Source organism: Flavobacterium melibiosi, from assembly GCF_048158545.1.
GTDB classification, from domain to species: Bacteria; Bacteroidota; Bacteroidia; order Flavobacteriales; family Flavobacteriaceae; genus Flavobacterium; species Flavobacterium melibiosi.
In genome coordinates this window covers 54,728-74,679 of sequence record NZ_JBLNKU010000010.1, presented here as the reverse complement: position 1 = coordinate 74,679, position 19,952 = coordinate 54,728, and the positions used below count along the sequence as shown (strand labels likewise).

Annotated in this window: 13 protein-coding genes; 11 read left to right on the top strand and 2 right to left on the bottom strand. The window is 34.1% G+C overall.

Translation table 11 applies throughout. The annotated features are described in order from the left end of the window. Positions 1-72 precede the first annotated feature (72 nt). The 3 genes from ACM55F_RS12875 to ACM55F_RS12865 all read left to right on the top strand — a co-directional run bounded on the left by ACM55F_RS12875 (position 73) and on the right by ACM55F_RS12865 (position 3,388). The gene (locus ACM55F_RS12875) at positions 73-936 is read left to right on the top strand and encodes a PhzF family phenazine biosynthesis protein (RefSeq protein WP_416854205.1); all 864 of its coding nucleotides are present in this window, start codon (positions 73-75) and stop codon (positions 934-936) included. Between the two features lie 52 nt (positions 937-988). Beyond that, on the top strand, positions 989-2,800 hold the full coding sequence (locus ACM55F_RS12870; RefSeq protein WP_416854204.1) for a TonB-dependent receptor: 1,812 nt from the start codon (positions 989-991) through the stop codon (positions 2,798-2,800). A 138-nt stretch (positions 2,801-2,938) separates the two neighbouring features. Next, complete coding sequence (locus tag ACM55F_RS12865) at positions 2,939-3,388, top strand: hypothetical protein (RefSeq protein ID WP_416854203.1); 450 nt, start codon at positions 2,939-2,941, stop codon at positions 3,386-3,388. 208 nt (positions 3,389-3,596) lie between these two features. Here ACM55F_RS12865 and ACM55F_RS12860 read toward each other — a convergent pair whose 3' ends face one another. Together ACM55F_RS12860 and ACM55F_RS12855 are read right to left on the bottom strand one after the other, a co-directional pair. After that, positions 3,597-4,088 (bottom strand): hypothetical protein, encoded by a 492-nt coding sequence (locus tag ACM55F_RS12860; protein WP_416854202.1) that lies wholly within the window; start codon positions 4,086-4,088, stop codon positions 3,597-3,599. 42 nt (positions 4,089-4,130) lie between these two features. Beyond that, entirely contained in the window at positions 4,131-4,853 is a 723-nt protein-coding gene (locus tag ACM55F_RS12855) for a hypothetical protein (RefSeq protein WP_416854201.1), read from the bottom strand. A gap of 181 nt (positions 4,854-5,034) precedes the next feature. On the opposite strand from ACM55F_RS12855, the gene ACM55F_RS12850 reads away from it, so the two are divergent. The 8 genes from ACM55F_RS12850 (at position 5,035) to ACM55F_RS12815 (ending at position 19,880) form a co-directional block, all read left to right on the top strand. Further along, entirely contained in the window at positions 5,035-5,271 is a 237-nt protein-coding gene (locus ACM55F_RS12850) for a helix-turn-helix domain-containing protein (RefSeq protein ID WP_416854200.1), read from the top strand. A gap of 210 nt (positions 5,272-5,481) precedes the next feature. Then, positions 5,482-7,158, top strand: coding sequence for an asparagine synthase B (gene asnB, locus ACM55F_RS12845; protein ID WP_416854199.1), 1,677 nt, complete (start codon positions 5,482-5,484; stop codon positions 7,156-7,158). 173 nt (positions 7,159-7,331) lie between these two features. Beyond that, the gene (locus tag ACM55F_RS12840; protein WP_416854198.1) at positions 7,332-8,957 is read left to right on the top strand and encodes an amidohydrolase; all 1,626 of its coding nucleotides are present in this window, start codon (positions 7,332-7,334) and stop codon (positions 8,955-8,957) included. 193 nt (positions 8,958-9,150) lie between these two features. After that, on the top strand, positions 9,151-10,818 hold the full coding sequence (asnB, locus tag ACM55F_RS12835; protein WP_416854197.1) for an asparagine synthase B: 1,668 nt from the start codon (positions 9,151-9,153) through the stop codon (positions 10,816-10,818). Between the two features lie 312 nt (positions 10,819-11,130). Continuing rightward, complete coding sequence (gene gyrB, locus ACM55F_RS12830; protein ID WP_416854196.1) at positions 11,131-13,074, top strand: DNA topoisomerase (ATP-hydrolyzing) subunit B; 1,944 nt, start codon at positions 11,131-11,133, stop codon at positions 13,072-13,074. A 79-nt stretch (positions 13,075-13,153) separates the two neighbouring features. Further along, a complete protein-coding gene (mdh, locus tag ACM55F_RS12825; protein ID WP_416854195.1) occupies positions 13,154-14,089 on the top strand; it encodes a malate dehydrogenase in 936 nt (311 codons plus the stop codon). A gap of 222 nt (positions 14,090-14,311) precedes the next feature. After that, entirely contained in the window at positions 14,312-17,281 is a 2,970-nt protein-coding gene (gene secDF / locus ACM55F_RS12820) for a protein translocase subunit SecDF (protein WP_416854194.1), read from the top strand. A 451-nt stretch (positions 17,282-17,732) separates the two neighbouring features. Then, complete coding sequence (locus ACM55F_RS12815; protein ID WP_416854193.1) at positions 17,733-19,880, top strand: T9SS type B sorting domain-containing protein; 2,148 nt, start codon at positions 17,733-17,735, stop codon at positions 19,878-19,880. Positions 19,881-19,952 lie beyond the last annotated feature (72 nt).

The following is a 19,952-nucleotide window of genomic DNA, read 5'->3' as shown; positions in this document are numbered from 1 at the left end:
GATTGGAGTAAGAAAATAAGAAAAATAGGCGTGAAATTTTTTAAATAATTGAAAGCCAAAAAAACATACGGAATGAATATACCTTTTTACATCGTTGATGTTTTTGCAGAGAAAAAATATACAGGCAATCAATTGGCTGTTTTTTTAGAGGCTGAAGCCTTAAGTGACGAACAAATGCAAAAAATTGCCCGTGAAATCAACTTTGCAGAAAGTACGTTTATAACTAAACTTGAACCTGAAAATAACGCCGCGGAAATTAGAATTTTTACTCCAGAGCATGAAATGAAGTTTGCGGGACATCCAATCATAGGAACTTCTTGGGTTTTGATGAATAGAGTATTTGAAAATCAACCCGAAAAAATTACGTTATCGGTTCCAATTGGTGAAATTCCAATTCATCAATCGGGAGATTTGTTATGGTTACAGGCGGCTCAACCCCAGTTTCTGGATATTTTTTCTGCGGAAGATTTTTTATCCTTCAGCAATTTAAGCAATACTGATTTTGATGATAAATTTCCTATTCAGGAAGTGACCACAGGAAGCGCTTTTGTGATTGTTCCTGTCAAAAATAAAAAAGCATTGGAGAATTTAATTCTTGACAAAGTTAAAATGGATGAATGGTTGCGTGGGCATTGTAAAACAAATCATAGAGCCTTGTATTTTTATTGTTTAGAAGAAACAAAGCTTAATAGTAGGATGTTGTATATAGAAGAGAATCAGCTTAAAGAAGATGCTGCAACTGGGAGTGCCAGTACTTGTTTACAGGCTTTTCTTTTAAAATATCATTCCCCTGAAATTGAAATCATAAACCATCAGGGAGATTTTATCAATAGACCTTCTCAAATTTATTTCGATGGAAAATTAGCTAATGATCATTTTGATATAAAAATTGGTGGAAAATCGCAATTTATCGCAAAAGGGGAATGGGAAGTTTAAATTACAAGGTTAAAAGTTAGAAGTAAAAAGATCAGAAGTAAAAAAATAAAACATGACATTTAAAAATAAAGTAATATCGTTTATAAATAATATCGTAACGTTCTCGACTCCCTTCTCTTCGGGGAGGGTTGGGGTGGGGATTTTATTTCTTTTAGTTTCTCAATTTTCGTTTGCACAAAAAAAGGAACAAATTGGGACAGAAACAGTAAATGTTGTGAAACCCTACACGCCAACCATTTCGGATGCTTTCAAAGTAAAGGAGACGCCTTCGCTTGATGAAGAAGAAAATACTAAAAAAGAAACGGTAAAATACACCATTTTCTCTTTTCCGGTAGCATCGACTTTTACTCCGTCTAAAGGAAAGGCAGAAGGAGTGGAGAAAGAAAAACAAGGCCATTTATTTAAAAACTACGCGACTTTTGGACTTGGAAATTATGGAACTTTTATTGGTGAATTGTTCGTAAATCATGACATTAATAATACAGATTACGTAGGTGGAATGTTTCGCCATCACTCGTCACAAGGAGGGATTAAAAAGGTAGTATTAGAGGATCGTTTTTATGACACATCGATTGATTTGATGTACGGTTCAAACCAAAACGATCTTTCCTGGAATGTAGATTTGGGATACCAAAATCAAATTTACAACTGGTATGGATTACCAGCTGGTTTTGGGAGTGCTTTGTCAACTCAGGACAGGTTGATTCTAATTAATGGTATAAAACCACAGCAAGTATATAGCACAATATCGTTAGGAGGGAATGTAGAGTTTGACGAAAGTATTTTTAATAAAATGAGCCTTAAATTCAGTCATTTTTCGGATACTTTTGAGTCTTCAGAAAATAGATTTTATGCTAAGCCAACTGTGCAATTTGATATTATGGATAGTGCTGTGAAAACAGATATAATAGTTGATTATGTTGGCGGCAGTTTCAAAGAAAATTATTCAAATACGAATACACAACCTGTAAAATATGGTTTTACTAATTTTGGTATTGCACCAAGTTTTGTAATGCAGAAAGATGATTGGACGCTGAATATTGGAGCTGGTTTATTCTATAGTTTAGACAATGAAAATAGTAATAATACGTTTTTTGTGTATCCAAAAATCAACGCTTCCTATAAAGTTGTTGGTGATTTGATGATTTTCTATGCCGGAGCCGAAGGGAATTTGGAGCAAAATTCCTATCAGGATTTTGTCGATGACAATCCGTTTCTGTCTCCAACATTAAATATTGGACCAACGGATCAGCAATATGATATTTATGCCGGATTAAAAGGGAAACTGGCTAATAGTGTGAGTTATAACATTAGAGGTTCGTATGTGAATGAAAGAAATAAAGCCTTGTTTAAAAGCAATGATTATAATGAAAACACAACCAATCGGGACTATGCTTATGGGAATTCCTTTCAAGTGGTGTATGACGATATGAGAACATTGAGTTTTTATGGGGAATTAAAAGCTGACTTTTCTAAAGATGTGTCTTTCGGAATCAATGGAACTTTCAGCAGTTTTACAAACGATTTTCAACAAGAAGCCTGGAATTTACCAGCTGTGAAAATTAATTCAAGTTTGGATTTTAATATAACTGAAAAATGGTTCGCTGGTGCAAATGTGTTTTACGTAGGCGAGCGTAAAGATTTTCAAATTAATAGGGATTTGGTTTATGTGGTTCAGCCAACGCCTGTTACTTTATCATCTTATTTTGATGTAAATGCAAATGTTGGATTCAAATATAGCGACCGATTGACTGCTTTTCTAAGGGCAAATAATATTACCAATAAAGCCTATGAAAAATGGTTGAATTATCCGGTTCAGGGTTTTCAAGTGATTTTAGGAGCGAACTATAAATTTGATTTTTAATTTTTTTTTAACCACAAAAGGCACAAAGTTTAACGCAAAAGACGCAAAAGGAGAATTCAAAATAACGAAACAATCTTTGTGTCTTTTTTAATTCCTTTGTGCCTTTTGTGGTGATTTTTTTTATTTTCCCATTTAACTATGACTTTCAAACAAAAAATACATACCCATTATCTGCAATTAGTTCAGGATCGAATCGATGTTTTCAAGGATATGATTGTGGCGCTTACCGAAGATTCTAAGAACGATGCCAAAGGTTCTGCTGGAGACAAACACGAAACTGCCTTGTCTATGATGCACATCGAGCAGGAAAAACTCAATCGTAAATTGAGGGAAGTGTTGTCTCAAAAAGCTGTTTTAGACAAAATAGATGCTACTACAATTGCCAAAACTATTATTGTGGGAAGTTTGGTCAAAGCCAATGGGATTTATCTTTATTTAAGTGCAGCGCTTCCAAAAATCAATATTGAAGGAATAAATGTCATTGCCTTGTCGCCTCAATCTCCTTTGGGGAATAAATTGATGGGGAATGAAGTGGGTTTTTCGTTTGAGATTAATGGAACGAAGTATTTGATTGAGAGTGTTGAATAAAAATCTGTTTTATCAGTGTTCTGTCCCTGATTTGAGGATGTGTTTTTCAGCCTTTAGCCATTGCCATAAAAACAGCTATTACAATCACAATTATTATAAAAGTGAGTATTTTACTGAAAATATTTTTGGTATTTTTAAGCAAGTAAAAAATTACTCCAAATACAATTATTGAGACTATTAAACCCATAATGTTTATATTTTTTAAAATTTAAAAGCGTGAAAAGAGTTCTTTTGCTGTTTTATATAAATGATCAAACCGAAGAGTAGAGATCACAAAAAAAAAGCCAAATAGAATAATATAAGTAATCAAACCTGTTATTTGAAAAAACCACTCATTAGCCAAACTTTCATAATTTTCTTCAAAATAATAAATAGTAAACCGTCCCCAACCATATATAATTAAACTTAATATTGCGACATTAAGAAGTGTAATTAAAATTAATTCAATAATATGCTTTTTTCGGGGAATATTAAATCTAGGGTATTTATTTACTCCAATTCTGTTTAAACAAAAACTATAACTTGCAATTACTGTGAAAAATTGCAGTATCATTAGAGGAGAAGTATGAACATTGGCTAATGTAAAAATGATAATTATTATAGTTAATATATTCAAATACCAAATTCCTTTATAACCAGCATAGGTCATTGATAGAAAAATTCCTATTTGAAATATAATTACTGCTATTGAAATACCCATCTGTTGTATTTATATCTTTTTATGTTTTAAAAACTTAACAAATTACTCATAAAAGTATTTAAAAGAAGCATAGCCTGTAGTGCTACCATCATAATATTCTTTATCTACTGTTGGATAACCGTTAGCATTATAAGTAATAGTATTTGCTGATGAATATCCATTCTCTGTACTTTTGATACAGTTATTTTTAGAAACATTAATGTTTACCTCACTATCATCATCAAGAGATAATACATTTATACCCAATATGTTTTTGAAAGGATTGTTTTTTGTATCATATTCATATGTTGTATGTCCATCATTTATAAGATTTCCATCTTTGAAAGTTAATTTTCCGTTGCCATTTGTTGAAGAATAAGAAATTGTACCATCTGTATTATGAACATAATTTGTCATATAAGAATAAGGATGCTGAATTTCAATATTTTTTATAAATCTGGAAGCCAACTTACCATTAGTGTAGCTGTAATCTGTTGTTGAATACAGTTTGTTAGAATCAAAGTTTTCGATTTTCGTGATTAGATCTCCAGTATAAGTAAACACACTTTTCCAACGACCATCAGTAATAAGACTAATTAATTTGTTTCCATCATAGGTCAAATAAGAATCTTGCCCCACTGATCCATAATCAGTATTTTCAATATAATTCATTTTTTTTGGCAATATCAATGATGTTGGGCTAGAAGTAGATTCTTCATCTTTAGAGCAAGACAATGATAATAATGCCAATAATAATCCTAATCCGAATAATTTAATTTTTTTCATTTCGTTTTTTTAATTGATGATTTAAAATCTGTAGTAAACTTAAAAAGTTAAAAAATCGATTATTTACGGGTTTCCTCATTTGGACGATTTTTTTTACTAATACCACCAAATGTAATTAAAAATAGATTTAAAACACAAATTTGTGTCCTGATAATTTTTTAGATGGTAGCATTTTTACTGTGTGAAAGAATTGGACGAGATAGAACTAATAAAATCTGTTGGAAATAAAATCAGAGATACTAGAATTCTGAAAGGACTTTCTCAAGCTACCTTGTCGTATGATGCAAATATCCCCAAAAATCAAGTTGGTCGAATAGAAAGGGGAGAGATAAGTACTTCAATAACTACTCTTTATAAAATTTGTAAAGCCTTAAATATCCAGATGCAGGAATTGTTTATTATTCAGGATATTGAATAAAATCTGTTATTTACGTGCGTGTTATCTTCGTTCTATTTTACAATCTGAAACTTCAAAAACTGTTTTCGTTGTTTTTTAATTACATTTTAAGTGTAAAATTCAGTATTTGATTTTAATTTAAAACCAAAATAGCCATTTGTGTTTTATAAATGTAACTGCTGTCGCATCTTTGCCCTATCAAAATAAATAAAACAATAAAAATATATAGTTATGTGCGGAATAGTATGTGCCTTTGATTTAAAACAAAAAGCGGAAGTTTTAAGACCGCAAGTATTAGAAATGTCTAAAATTATCCGTCACCGTGGACCGGACTGGAGCGGAATTTTTAGTAATGAAAAAGCTATTATGTCTCATGAGCGTTTGGCGATTGTGGATCCAGCTTCGGGTAAACAACCTTTATTCAGTGAAGATAAACAACTTGTTTTAGCGGCGAATGGTGAAATTTATAACCACAGAGAATTACGTAAACAATTTGAAGGAAAATATAACTTTCAAACGGAAAGTGACTGTGAAGTTATTTTAGCACTTTACAAAGAAAAAGGACCTCATTTTATAGATGAAATGAACGGAATTTTTGGATTTGCTATTTATGATGTTGAAAAAGACGAGTATTTTGTTGCTCGTGACCACATGGGAATTATTCCATTGTACATCGGTTGGGATCAACACGGAACATTCTATGTTGCTTCAGAATTGAAAGCTTTAGAAGGATATTGCACAAAAATCGAATTATTTCCTCCGGGACATTATTTGTCAAGCAAAGACGGTGAATTTGTACAGTGGTATAAAAGAGAATGGGTTGATTATGATGCAGTAAAAGACAACGCAACCAGCATTGACGAAATTAAAGTGGCTTTAGAAGCAGCGGTTCACAGACAATTGATGAGTGATGTGCCTTATGGAGTATTGCTTTCTGGAGGGTTAGATTCTTCTATTACTTCGGCTGTGGCCAAAAAATATGCGCAAAAACGTATCGAATCCGGAGATGTTGCCGATGCTTGGTATCCTCAATTGCACTCTTTTTCGGTAGGATTAGATGGTTCTCCAGATTTAGCGGCAGCTCAAATAGTTGCAGATCATATTGGAACCATTCACCATGAAATTAAATTCACTATCCAAGAAGGTTTAGATGCTGTTCGTGATGTGATTTATAGTCTGGAAACTTATGATGTGACTACTGTTAGAGCATCAACACCTATGTGGTTAATGGCGAGAGTTATTAAATCAATGGGTATTAAAATGGTCTTGTCAGGTGAAGGAGCGGATGAACTTTTTGGAGGGTACTTGTATTTTCACAAAGCGCCAAACGCAAGAGAGTTTCATGAAGAGAACGTACGTAAATTAAGTAAATTACACATGTATGACTGTTTGCGAGCTAACAAAAGTTTAGCTGCTTGGGGTATTGAAGGGCGCGTTCCGTTTTTGGATAAAGAATTTATGGATGTGGCAATGCGAATCAACCCACAAGATAAAATGATAAACAAAGAACATCCAATGGAAAAATGGGTAGTTCGTAAAGCTTTTGAAGATATGCTTCCAGCAAGTGTGGCATGGAGACAAAAAGAACAATTTAGTGATGGTGTTGGTTATAGTTGGATTGATTCTTTGAAAGTTGTGGTTGCTGAGGCGGTTTCAGATGAGCAATTAGCAAATGCTAAATATAGATTTCCATTGCAAACACCAACTTCTAAAGAAGAATACTATTATCGTTCTATTTTTCACGATCATTTCCCAAGTGATGCTGCAGCTTTATGTGTTCCACAAGAAGCAAGTGTAGCGTGTAGTACAAAAATTGCTTTAGAGTGGGATGAAGCATTCAAAAACATGAATGATCCATCCGGAAGAGCGGTGGCTAGTGTGCATGATGATGCGTATGTAAAAGCATAAACACAATTTAATTAAGATTTTATAATACGCAAAACGCTCTCCTTTTCGAGAGCGTTTTTTTATGGGAAATATATTTGTAGAGAAGGATGCAATTTGAAAAAACGTTATAATTACGCATTGTCTAAAATAATTTGACGGAGTTTTTTTATATTAGCATAACTAAATTGCTTACTATGAAATCTATTACATTATTTCTTGCTTTATTTTTATTGATTTCCTGTGGTCAAAAAAATAAGATTTCCGTTGATACCATTATTACAGATGCAACTATTTACTCGATCAATAACTCCTTTGAGAAGGCTTCGGCTATGGCAATCGATAAGGGGAAAATAGTGGCTATTGGTACTAATCGTGAAATTGCAAAACAATATGAATCTAAGAATACGATAGAAGGGGAAGGAAAATTTATTTATCCTGGCTTGATTGACGCGCATTGCCATTTTTATAGCTATGGGTTAAGCTTACAGGAAGCTGATTTGCGCGGTACCAAAAGTATGGCCGAAATAATTACACGTTTAAAAGCTTTTCAAAAAGATAAGAATCCAACGTTTATTGTTGGTAACGGTTGGGATCAAAACGATTGGAAAGTAAAAAAGTATCCAACAAAAGCGGAATTGGATGCTGTGTTTCCTGATATTCCTGTAGTATTGAATAGAGTAGACGGGCATGCGATAATCGTTAACAGTAAAGCGTTGAAATTAGCAGGAATTACAAAAAATACTAAAGCTGTTGGCGGTCAGATTGAAATTGCAAATGGTGAACCAACAGGAATTTTAGTCGATAATCCAATGGAATTAGTTTTTAAGATAATTCCAAAACCAACTCGTAAAATACAAATAGCAGCTTTGTTAGATGCCGAAAAAGTTATGTTTGATTATGGATTGACAACCGTAAATGATGCGGGATTAGATCCGGATATTATTCATTTGATGGATAGTTTACAAAAAGCAAAATTGATGAAGCTAAATGTATATGCTATGATTACTGCAAATCAAAAAAATATCGATTTATATCTAAAAAAAGGAATTTATAAAACGGATAATCTAAATGTACGTTCCTTTAAAATGTATGGAGATGGTGCTTTGGGTTCTCGTGGTGCTTGCATGCACAATCCATATTCTGACATGCCTGGACAATATGGTGCTTTGTTGTCTCCTGTTTCGGAATTAAAAGAAGTTGCAAGACAAATTGCGACTTCGGATTTTCAACTAAATACACACGCTATTGGAGATTCAGCAAATACGGTGATTTTAAAAATATACAGAGAAGTTTTAGAGGATACAAAAGACCGAAGATGGAAAATTGAGCACGCCCAAGTTTTGCGTGAAGCGGATTTTGACTATTTCAGATTAGGAATTATTCCATCTGTTCAACCTACACATGCGACATCTGATATGTATTGGGCTGGAGATAGATTGGGAAAAGAAAGACTAAAAAATGCGTATGCTTATAAAAAAATGCTTCAAAAAGCCGGGATGGTAGCATTAGGAACAGATTTTCCTGTGGAGGAAGTGAATCCGATGCTGACTTTTCATGCTGCCGTAGCCAGAAAAGACAGTAAGGAATATCCAAAAGATGGTTTTCAAATGGAAAATGCTTTAACCAGAGCCGAAACTTTAAGAGGGATGACCATCTGGGCAGCTTATTCTAATTTCGAAGAAAAAGAAAAAGGAAGTTTGGAAGTTGGAAAATGGGCTGATTTTGTAATGTACGATCAGGATTTAATGAAAGTGGAAGAAAATAAAATAGTGAAAATGAAACCAACCAACACGTATTTAAAAGGCAAGAAAGTCAAATAAAGGAGTTGTCAGTCTTTGATAATCTATAATTGTAATAGGATATTTTAATTTATGGATGTTTAAATTACATTTTTAATGTAAAATTTAATTTTTTGTTTTAAATATTAACTAAATAATGTGTTTGTGTTTTGTATTTGTAACTGCTATCGCATATTTGTCTAGTTGAATTGGTAAAAAATAAAAATATAGTGTTATGTGCGGAATATTAGCCATTATTGGAAGAGGAAAAGAGGAGCAATCAGTTAGAGAACTTTCAAAAAGAATGACGCATCGTGGTCCGGATGAAAGTGATTTACATGTTACGGAAAAAGGACATATTTTAAGTCATGAACGCTTATCTATAATCGATTTGCATTCCGGAAAACAACCGATACAGGGCACAAAAACGGCCTACATGGTTCATAATGGTGAAATATACAATCATCAGGAATTAAGAGATGGTGTTTTGAAAGGACATACTTTTAGAACTAAATCAGATTCAGAGGTTATTGTGCATTTGTACGAAGAGTTTGGTTACGATTTTTGCAATATACTGGATGGAGACTGGGCTTTTGTAGTAATAGATGGCGATGATTTTATAGCTGGAAGAGATCCAATGGGAGTAAAACCGTTGTATTATGGTTTGGACGAAAGAGGAAGAATCTATTTTTCATCGGAGATGAAACCTATTGCGGATCAATGTAAAACATTTTCTACTTTTCCTCCGGGACATTATTACACTCAAAAAACAGGTTTTGTAAAATACTACCAACCAGAATATGAAGATTATTTAAAAGCAGACCAAGATCTAGATTTAGCTTTAATTAGAGAGACTTTGACTGAAGCGACTCGTAAGCGTTTGATGAGTGATGTGCCAATTGGGGTATTGCTTTCAGGAGGATTAGATTCTTCATTGACCTCGGCAATTGCTTCTAGATTATTAGCGGAAAGCGGTAAAAAATTACATTCATTCTCTATTGGTTTATATGCTGATGCACCAGATGCTGCAGCTGCCAGAAAAGTAGCAGAGTACTTGGGGACTGAGCATCATGAAATCCACTTTACGATAGAGGAAGGAATTAAAATCTTGGATAAATTAATCTGGCATTTAGAGACCTATGATGTGACTTCAATAAGAGCAAGTACACCCATGTACTTCTTGTCTAAAGCGATTACTGATATGGGAATAAAAGTGGTGCTTTCAGGAGAAGGTGCAGATGAGATTTTTGGGGGGTATTTGTATTTTAGAAATGCACCTTCAACGGAAGATTTTCAAAAGGAAACAATCGAAAGGGTTCAAAAATTATTTACTGCCGATTTATTAAGAGCAGATAAATCAACGATGGCTCACGGATTAGAGGCTAGAGTTCCGTTTTTAGACAAAGCTTTCTTGGATATGGCAGTTCGTATCAAAGCAGAAGAAAAGATGCCTAAAACGTATGATGGTAAAGAAAAATACATATTGAGAAAAGCATTTGATACTCCAGATAACCCATATCTTCCTGAAGAAGTTTTATGGAGACAAAAAGAACAGTTTTCTGATGGAGTAGGGTATAACTGGATCGATCAATTAATTGAATACTGTTCTTCTCAAGTTACTGATGAGCAATTAGCCGGAGCTGCAGCAGAATTTCCATACAATTCTCCTGTAGCTAAAGAAGCTTATTTTTACAGATCAATATTTAATAAATATTATCCGCAAGTAAGTGCGGCACAAACGGTTAGGAAATGGATTCCAAAATGGCAAGAAAACCAAGATCCAAGCGGAAGAGCTAATGCAGCACACATACAGGCAGATACTGAAATTGCTAAAACAGGTGTGCCGTTTAAAATTGCAATGTCAATAGCAATGTCAATGAAAAATAGCGAAAAACAGCAATAATAAAATGACAATTGTTAAAACAATCTGATTAAATGTAAATTTCAAAACATAATTGTAATAAATTTAAATTTTCAAGGCGGCATGCGAATGTTTGTTTTGAAAATTTGTTTTTTAATATTGGGTTTCATTTTGGAATTTAGAGTTTTGTTTTTGAGTTTTATCAGAGTTATTGAAATTGTTTTTTGAAATTGCTATTGACATTTCTTTGTTAATAACTTAAGGGCTTAAAAAGGGAATTTAACGGTTATATAATTTGCGTTTTTATATATTTGCGTGTTAGACAAAAATTACATTTTTTAGAATAAAATATATATGAGCGAAGAAATCAAGAAGGACAGTTATTCAGCAGATAGTATTCAGGCATTAGAAGGAATGGAGCACGTAAGAATGCGTCCTTCGATGTATATTGGAGATGTGGGTGTTCGAGGACTGCATCATTTAGTTTATGAAGTTGTAGATAACTCTATCGATGAGGCAATGGGAGGTCATTGTGATACCATAATAGTTGATATTAATGAAGATGGATCTGTTTCTGTTGAAGATAACGGGCGTGGTATTCCAGTAGGTATTCATAAAAAAGAAGGAGTTTCAGCATTGGAGGTTGTAATGACCAAAATTGGTGCCGGAGGTAAATTTGATAAAGATTCGTATAAAGTTTCTGGAGGACTTCACGGTGTTGGGGTTTCTGTGGTAAATGCATTGTCAAATCATTTGAGAGCTACAGTGCACAGTAGCGATGGAAAAATATACGAACAAGAATATGAAAAGGGAAAATCGTTATATCCAGTTAAACAAATTGGGGAAACGACTAAAAGAGGAACAATCGTTACTTTTTATCCAGATCCAAGCATATTTACGCAAACAGTAGAGTATTCTTATGATACTTTGTCAGCTCGTATGCGTGAATTGTCGTATCTGAACAAAGGAATTACTATTACATTTACAGATAAAAGAGAAAAAGATAAAGATGGAAATTTTGTATCAGAAGTATTTCATTCTGACGAAGGTTTAAAAGAATACATCCGTTATTTAGATGGAAACCGTGAGCCAATTATTGCACACGTAATTTCTATGGATCATGAAAAAGGAGAAATTCCAGTTGAGGTGGCGTTAATTTACAACACAAGTTATACGGAAAACATTTTTTCTTATGTGAATAATATCAATACGCATGAAGGAGGAACGCACTTGCAAGGTTTCAGAACTGGTTTGACCAGATCATTAAAGAAATATGCGGATGCATCCGGAATGTTAGATAAACTGAAATTTGATATTTCAGGAGACGATTTCCGTGAAGGATTGACAGCTATTATTTCTGTAAAAGTTCAGGAACCACAATTTGAAGGACAAACAAAAACGAAACTTGGAAACAGAGAAGTTGTTTCGCCAGTGAGTCAAGCGGTGAGTGAAATGATTGAAAATTATTTGGAAGAAAATCCAAATGATGCTCGTATCATTGTTCAAAAAGTAATTCTTGCAGCACAAGCGCGTCACGCAGCCAAAAAAGCGCGTGAAATGGTACAACGCAAAACCGTAATGGGTGGCGGTGGATTGCCAGGAAAATTATCGGATTGTTCCGAACAAGATCCTGCAAAATGCGAAGTATACCTTGTCGAGGGAGATTCGGCAGGTGGAACTGCAAAACAAGGTCGCGATCGTGCGTTTCAAGCTATTTTGCCCTTACGTGGTAAGATTTTGAACGTAGAAAAAGCAATGCATCACAAAGTTTTTGAAAACGAAGAGATCCGAAATATATTTACTGCTCTTGGAGTTACAATTGGAACTGCTGAAGATAGTAAAGCTTTAAATATTGAAAAATTACGCTACCATAAAGTGATTATTATGTGTGATGCCGATGTCGACGGTAGTCATATTTCTACTTTAATCTTGACATTCTTCTTTAGATTTATGAAAGAATTAATCGAAGAAGGACACGTATATATTGCAGCACCACCTTTGTATTTAGTCAAAAAAGGAAATAAGAAAGAATATGCTTGGAATGACGTACAACGTGATCAAGCGAATGAAAGAATGGGCGGAAGTGCAGGAATTCAACGTTATAAAGGTCTTGGAGAGATGAATGCGGAGCAATTATGGGAAACTACAATGGATCCAGGTTTCAGAACGTTACGTCAGGTAACTATTGATAGTTTGGCGGAAGCCGATAGAGTTTTCTCTATGTTAATGGGTGATGAAGTACCACCAAGAAGAGAATTTATTGAGAAAAATGCTGTTTACGCAAATATTGATGCTTAATTAAAAAGTTTATTCGTTGATTTGGTTATTTGTTTAATCGATTCAACGGTTAAACAAATAACCAAATAAACGAAGAAATATGAAAGTTACCATTGTAGGAGCAGGAAATGTAGGTGCAACCTGTGCAGATGTAATTTCTTATAGAGGAATTGCTAGCGAAGTAGTATTATTGGATATTAGAGAAGGTTTTGCTGAAGGTAAGGCTCTGGATATCATGCAGTGTGCTACAAATACTGGTTTTAATACCAAAGTATCAGGTGTTACTAACGATTATTCTAAAACAGCAGGAAGCGATGTAGTGGTAATTACATCTGGAATTCCTAGAAAACCAGGAATGACTCGTGAAGAACTAATAGGTATCAACGCAGGAATCGTGAAAACAGTTGCTGAAAATGTATTGAAACATTCGCCAGATACTATTATAGTGGTAGTTTCAAATCCTATGGATACGATGACTTATTTGGCGTTGAAATCTACAGGATTACCAAAAAATAGAATTATAGGTATGGGTGGAGCATTGGATAGTTCTCGTTTTAGAACGTATTTATCTTTGGCTTTAGACAAACCGGCTAATGATATTTCGGCAATGGTTATCGGTGGACATGGAGATACTACTATGATTCCTTTAACGCGTTTGGCTTCTTATAACGGAATTCCGGTAACTGAATTTCTTTCGGAAGAAGTGTTGCAAAAAGTAGCTGCTGATACTATGGTAGGTGGAGCTACGCTTACAGGGCTTTTAGGAACTTCTGCTTGGTATGCTCCGGGAGCTTCAGTTGCTTTCTTGGTGGACAGTATTTTGAACGATCAAAAGAAAATGATCGCTTGTTCTGTTTTTGTAGAAGGAGAGTACGGTCAAGATGATATCTGTATCGGTGTTCCTTGTATTATTGGTAAAAATGGAGTGGAAGAAATTTTGGATATTAAACTAAATGAGCAAGAAAAAGCTTTGTTTGCTAAAAGTGCTGATGCCGTTAGACAAATGAATGATGCCTTGAAATCGATTTTAGCATAATATTTTAATTATAAAAGAGAGAAGACTGCACATTAGCAGTCTTTTTTTTGAGATTAATCAATAAATAAATTGGTTAATCTTAACGTTAATTATATATTTGCTCGGTTTAAAAAAATTGATGTAATTCCTGATATTCTTTTTTGGTTGCAAAAACTGATGGCAGGGCTTATTCTATAAGGTTTAAAGCAAAAATAAATAAAAAATAATTAATTTTTAGTAATAATGCAGAATAAAGGACTTATTAAATTTTTCGCAATTCTATTTGCATTGGTAAGTATTTACCAACTTTCGTTCACTTTTGTTGCAAGCAAAGTAAAAAGTGATGCAAAATCTTTTGCTGGTGGAAATCCTGAAAAAGAAGTAAAATATTTAGATTCTATTGGTAAAGAAAAAGTATTTAATCTTGGTTTTACCGATTTTACCTTCAATGAAGTTGGTGACAAACAAATCAATAAAGGTCTTGACTTAGAAGGTGGTATCAATGTTATACTTCAAATATCTGTAAAAGACATTTTAAAAGGATTATCGAATAATTCTAAAAACCCGGTTTTCAATAAGTCTTTGGCTGATGCAACTGCAAATCAAAAAGGAAATCAAACGTATTTAGATGCTTTTTATGATGCTTTTGATGCAAATTCAAAAGGAAGTGTAAAATTGGCTTCTCCTGATATTTTCGCAAACAGAAGTTTGCAAGGTGAAGGTGGGGTTGATTTTCAAATGACAGATGCACAAGTAAAAAAGGTTATCTCGAGAAAAGTAGATGAGTCTGTCGAAAGTGCTTTTGGAGTTTTAAGAAAACGTATCGATCAATTTGGTGTAACTCAACCTAATATTCAAAAATTAGGAAATTCAGGTCAAATTCTTGTTGAACTTCCTGGCGCAAAAGATGTGGATCGTGCTAAAAAATTATTATCAAGCACAGCTCAATTGCAGTTTTGGGAAACGTATAAAATTGAAGAAATTGGTAACTTTTTGATGGCTGCTAATGAGTCATTGAAAAAAACTGAAATCAAAACTACTGAAGTAAAACCAGTTGTAAAAGATTCTTTAAGTGCTTTACTTACGGATACTAAAGATTCAACTACAGCTAAAAAAGGTGAAAATCCTTTATTGGATAAAATCATTGGTCAAGGTGGAGGTCCAGTTTTAGGTCTTTTCTCTCCAAAAGATACTGCTGTTGTAAACGGATATTTGAAAAGAGCTGATATTAGAATTTTATTAGCAGGTGACCAACGTTATGCAAAATTTGTATGGGGTAAACCAATGATAATTAAAGATTCGAAAGCAAAAGATATTGATGCTGTAGAATTATACGCTTTAAAAGGAAATAGAGACAATGTGCCTTCAATGAGTGGCGGTGTGATTACTGACGCAAGCGATACATTCGATCAAACTGGTAAACCGGCTGTTTCTATGCAAATGAATGGTCAGGGTGCAAAAGCTTGGGAAGAATTAACCGGTAGAGCGTATACTCAAAAAAGCAATATCGCAATTGTTCTTGATGATGTTGTATATTCTGCTCCGGGTGTATCTAGTGGCCCAATTTCGGGTGGTAGATCTGAAATTTCAGGTGCTTTTGATGTTACAGAAACAAAAGATTTAGCGAATGTATTAAGAGCAGGGAAACTTCCTGCTGCTGCGGATATTGTTCAATCGGAAGTGGTAGGGCCATCCTTAGGTCAAGAAGCTATTGATAACGGTACTAATTCAGCTCTTATCGGATTACTTTTAGTGTCGCTTTGGATGATGATTTATTATGGTAAAGCTGGTTGGTATGCTAATCTTGCGTTAGCTGTTAACTTACTATTCTTATTCGGAATTTTAGCAAGTATTGGAGCGGTTCTAACTTTGCCTGGAATTGCTGGTATTGTTTTGACAATGGGTACAGCTGTTGATGCTAATATCATTATTTACGAAAGAGCAAAAGAGGAATTACGTGCTGGTAAAACACTTGAGGAAGCTATTAAAACTTCTTACAGTTGGAGAGGTGCGATGTCATCTATTACAGATGCAAACGTTACGCATATTTTAACAGGAGCCGTATTGTTTATTTTTGGTTCAGGACCAATTAAAGGTTTTGCGACTACATTATTGATAGGTATTGTAACTTCATTATTTACATCTATTTTTATTGCAAGAATATTTATTGATTGGAATATTAGTAAAAAGAATGATTTAACTTTTGTTACCAAGTTTTCTAAAAACATGTTTAATAATTTCCATTTTGATTTCTTAGGAGCGAAAAAATGGACCTATATATTCTCAAGTATTGTTGTTATTATTAGTGTAATTTCATTAGCAACAAATGGTCTGGATGAAGGTGTGGATTTTGTTGGAGGAAGAACATTTCAAGTGCGTTTTGAAAAACCAATTGAAGCTGAAACTGTAAAAGCAGAATTAACTAAAGTTTTTGGAAGTGCTGAGGCAAAAGTATTTGGTAGTGATAATCAATTAAAAATTACAACAAAATACAAAGTTCAAGAACCGGGAATCAAAGCCGATGAAGAAGTAAATAAATTGTTATATGATAATTTAAAACAACATTTTTCTGCTGGATTAACCTATGATAAATTTGTAAATGCTTATGATGGTAAAAAATTAGGTATTTTACAAGCTTCAAAAGTAGGTCCTACCGTTGCTGAGGATATCAAAACAAATGCGTATTGGGCAGTTCTTGGAGCAATGCTTATTGTGTTCTTGTATTTGATGATCAGTTTTAGAAAATGGCAATACAGTTTGGGAGCTATCGCTGCTGTAGCGCACGATGTTATTTTTGTGTTAGGTATTTATTCTTTATGTTATAAATTCATGCCTTTTGGAATGGAAATAGACCAACACTTTATTGCTGCGATTCTTACCGTTATTGGTTATTCGATGAATGATACCGTTATTGTATTTGACAGGGTTAGAGAGTATTTAGCTGGTAAAACAAAAGGGACTTTTGCTGAGATTGTAAATCAATCTATTAATACAACGATGTCTAGAACAATCAATACTTCATTAACAATGATTGTGGTTTTATTAATCATGTTTGTTTTTGGTGGGGAATCTATCAGAGGATTTATCTTTGCTATGTTAGTTGGTATCATTGTAGGAACGTATTCTTCATTGTTTATCGCAACACCGGTACTTGTAGATACAATTTCAAAAGAAGATAAAAAAATGATTGAAAAACAACATTTAGAAGTTTAAGATATATTCAACTTATTATAATTGAGAAAAGATCCAACGAAAGTTGGGTCTTTTTTTTGCTTTAAAATATGAGTCTTTATGTCGAATGACTATACAAATAGTACAGTAAATTAAATTGTAGTATCAAAGAAAGCGAAGATGTCAAGCGCGAACTATTAGTTCCGCCAAAACTTAAAAAAGCAAAATCTCAAGAAAGTTTCATCGTATCATAATTAATGACCTTGCACTTCCTAACAAGTGCATATTAAATGTTTTTGAAATGGGATTTCTCATAAAAAGAGCAATATTTCCGATTTATAAATCTTTTGTAATATCATATAATTAGTTGCTGTTTCTAAAATTAGATATTTATTGAAAGTTTATATTATCAAAGTTTCAAATTTTATATATTTACTAAATATTTGTTAAAGCACACTACTTTTATTTTAGATCAAATTAAAACCGACATATAATGGAAAAATTTATCAAGTCTTTCGTCTTTATTTTTTTGATTACTATTTTGTCTGATTTAAGTGTTTACGCTATAAATAGTTTGAATACTATTGAAGTTGCGGGTTGCGTAAAGTTAGTTTCTCCTGCTTTTGTACCGCCCCCGCCTCCTTTGGTCTATCACCGTTATTACTGTTTAAATGACACAGCCGTTCCTTTAACAGCTACAGGAACTAATTTGAAATGGTATACCGCTGCGACCGGAGGGACCTCGTCTTTAACTGCCCCTACGCCTTCAACCGCTGCAGCCGGAGCAACTTCATACTATGTTTCTCAAACAGTAGCAGGAGAAGAAAGTACGCGATCGTTAATTGTTGTTAATGTTAACAAACAATTTGATTTGTTCTGTGCCGGAGTGACTGTAAATTCTGTTAATTTTGATTTTGCAAACGTAGGGCAAGCAAGATTTGATTATAGTTATACTGTAGATGGAGGTCTGCCAGTGACGGGAACACAAATGGCTCCTTCAAGTTTTACAGTTACTGGTTTGTCTGAAGGACAGACGGTCGTTTTAACTGTAACTGCTGTGGGTGCGCCTTCTTGCGTTTTAAATCCAACACTTGTAGCTAGTTGTAAAACACGATGTTCTACAGTACCAGTGCCCAATTTCCCCGCTATAGCTCCTTTTTGTTCAGGGACTTTAGCACCTATTTTACCACCAACATCACCAAATGGAATTACAGGTACTTGGTCACCAGCAATAATAAATAATACAACCACCGGCAGTTATGTATTTACTCCAAATCCAGTACTATTTCCCTGTGCAACCACTCAAACGCTACCCGTAACGGTTACACCATTGGTAACACCAACTTTTGCAGCTATTCCAACGACTGTTTGTCAGGGTGCAACAGCACCAATTTTACCGAGCAGTTCAACTAATTCTCCTGCGATTGCTGGTACTTGGAGTCCGGCCACAGTGAATACGGCCGTTTTAGGTCCGGTATCTTATACTTTTACACCCAATCCGGGTCAATGTACTTCAGCTACATTGACAAGAGTTACGATTACCATTGTACCAGTTGTTACGCCTAATTTTGCGAATATTCCTCCTTTTTGCTCTGGAACTACTGCGCCAATTTTGTCTAATACATCTCCGAATGGAATTGTTGGTACATGGTCACCTTCAACAATCAATAATACAACAGGTAGGAATTATTTATTTACTCCAAATGCAAATCAATGTGCCACGACTCAAACCTTGAATGTAGTGGTAACGGCAAAAACAGCTCCAAACTTTGCAGCTATACCTGCTTTTTGTACTGGAACTACAGCGCCAATATTATCAACTACCTCACCAAATGGTATAACCGGTACCTGGTCTCCAGCAGCAATAAATAATACAGCAAGTGGGAGTTACGTTTTTACACCAAATGCAACTGAGTGTGCAACTCCCCAAACATTAGTCGTAACGGTTAATCCTCTTATTGAACCTGGTTTCTTTGATTTAGCTATTTGTTCGGGTAGTGCAGTACCTATTTTGAATAATGTATCTCCGAATGGAATTACCGGTACTTGGATGCCATCAAATATTGATAATACTACTAGTGGAGCTTATGTATTTACTCCAAATCCAAATCAATGTGCAACCACAAAAACTATTAATGTCACCGTTAACGAATCCACTCTGGTAAATGTGGATTGGACTGTTACAGATGCGTTTTCTAAAAATCAAACAGTGACCATTAATGCAACGGCAGCAGGAGAGTATTTATATCAATTAGATGATGGACCATTTCAAGAAAGTCCTATTTTTGAATATGTTTCTTTAGGGACACATTCGATTACTGTGCAAGACAAAAATGGTTGTAGCCCTCCAATAACAAGGAATAATGTTTTAGTGATTGATTATCCTAAATTTTTCACACCAAATAGTGATGGCTATAATGACTTTTGGAATATTTTTAGTTTAGATGTTCTATCGGGTTCTAAAATTCTAATATTCGATCGTTATGGTAAACTTTTAAAAGAAATTAGACCGAGTGGTCCAGGTTGGGATGGAACGTATATTGGACAACCAATGCCTGCAAATGATTATTGGTTTACTGTTGATTATACGGAACTCGACATTCCAAAAAAATTTAAGTCCCATTTTTCATTAAAAAGATAAAATAAAAAAGCTTCCAAATTTTGGAAGCTTTTTATTTTAATGTATCCCCTCTAAAATAAGTCGATTTTGTGT

Excerpts from the sequence above, each read along its gene's own strand:
- ACM55F_RS12875 (WP_416854205.1), top strand. The coding sequence starts at position 73 with ATGAATATACCTTTTTACATCGTTGATGTTTTTGCAGAGAAAAAATAT.
- ACM55F_RS12870 (WP_416854204.1), top strand. The coding sequence starts at position 989 with ATGACATTTAAAAATAAAGTAATATCGTTTATAAATAATATCGTAACG.
- ACM55F_RS12865 (WP_416854203.1), top strand. The coding sequence starts at position 2,939 with ATGACTTTCAAACAAAAAATACATACCCATTATCTGCAATTAGTTCAG.
- ACM55F_RS12860 (WP_416854202.1), bottom strand. The coding sequence starts at position 4,088 with ATGGGTATTTCAATAGCAGTAATTATATTTCAAATAGGAATTTTTCTA.
- ACM55F_RS12855 (WP_416854201.1), bottom strand. The coding sequence starts at position 4,853 with ATGAAAAAAATTAAATTATTCGGATTAGGATTATTATTGGCATTATTA.
- asnB (WP_416854199.1), top strand. The coding sequence starts at position 5,482 with ATGTGCGGAATAGTATGTGCCTTTGATTTAAAACAAAAAGCGGAAGTT.
- ACM55F_RS12840 (WP_416854198.1), top strand. The coding sequence starts at position 7,332 with ATGAAATCTATTACATTATTTCTTGCTTTATTTTTATTGATTTCCTGT.
- asnB (WP_416854197.1), top strand. The coding sequence starts at position 9,151 with ATGTGCGGAATATTAGCCATTATTGGAAGAGGAAAAGAGGAGCAATCA.
- gyrB (WP_416854196.1), top strand. The coding sequence starts at position 11,131 with ATGAGCGAAGAAATCAAGAAGGACAGTTATTCAGCAGATAGTATTCAG.
- mdh (WP_416854195.1), top strand. The coding sequence starts at position 13,154 with ATGAAAGTTACCATTGTAGGAGCAGGAAATGTAGGTGCAACCTGTGCA.
- secDF (WP_416854194.1), top strand. The coding sequence starts at position 14,312 with ATGCAGAATAAAGGACTTATTAAATTTTTCGCAATTCTATTTGCATTG.
- ACM55F_RS12815 (WP_416854193.1), top strand. The coding sequence starts at position 17,733 with ATGGAAAAATTTATCAAGTCTTTCGTCTTTATTTTTTTGATTACTATT.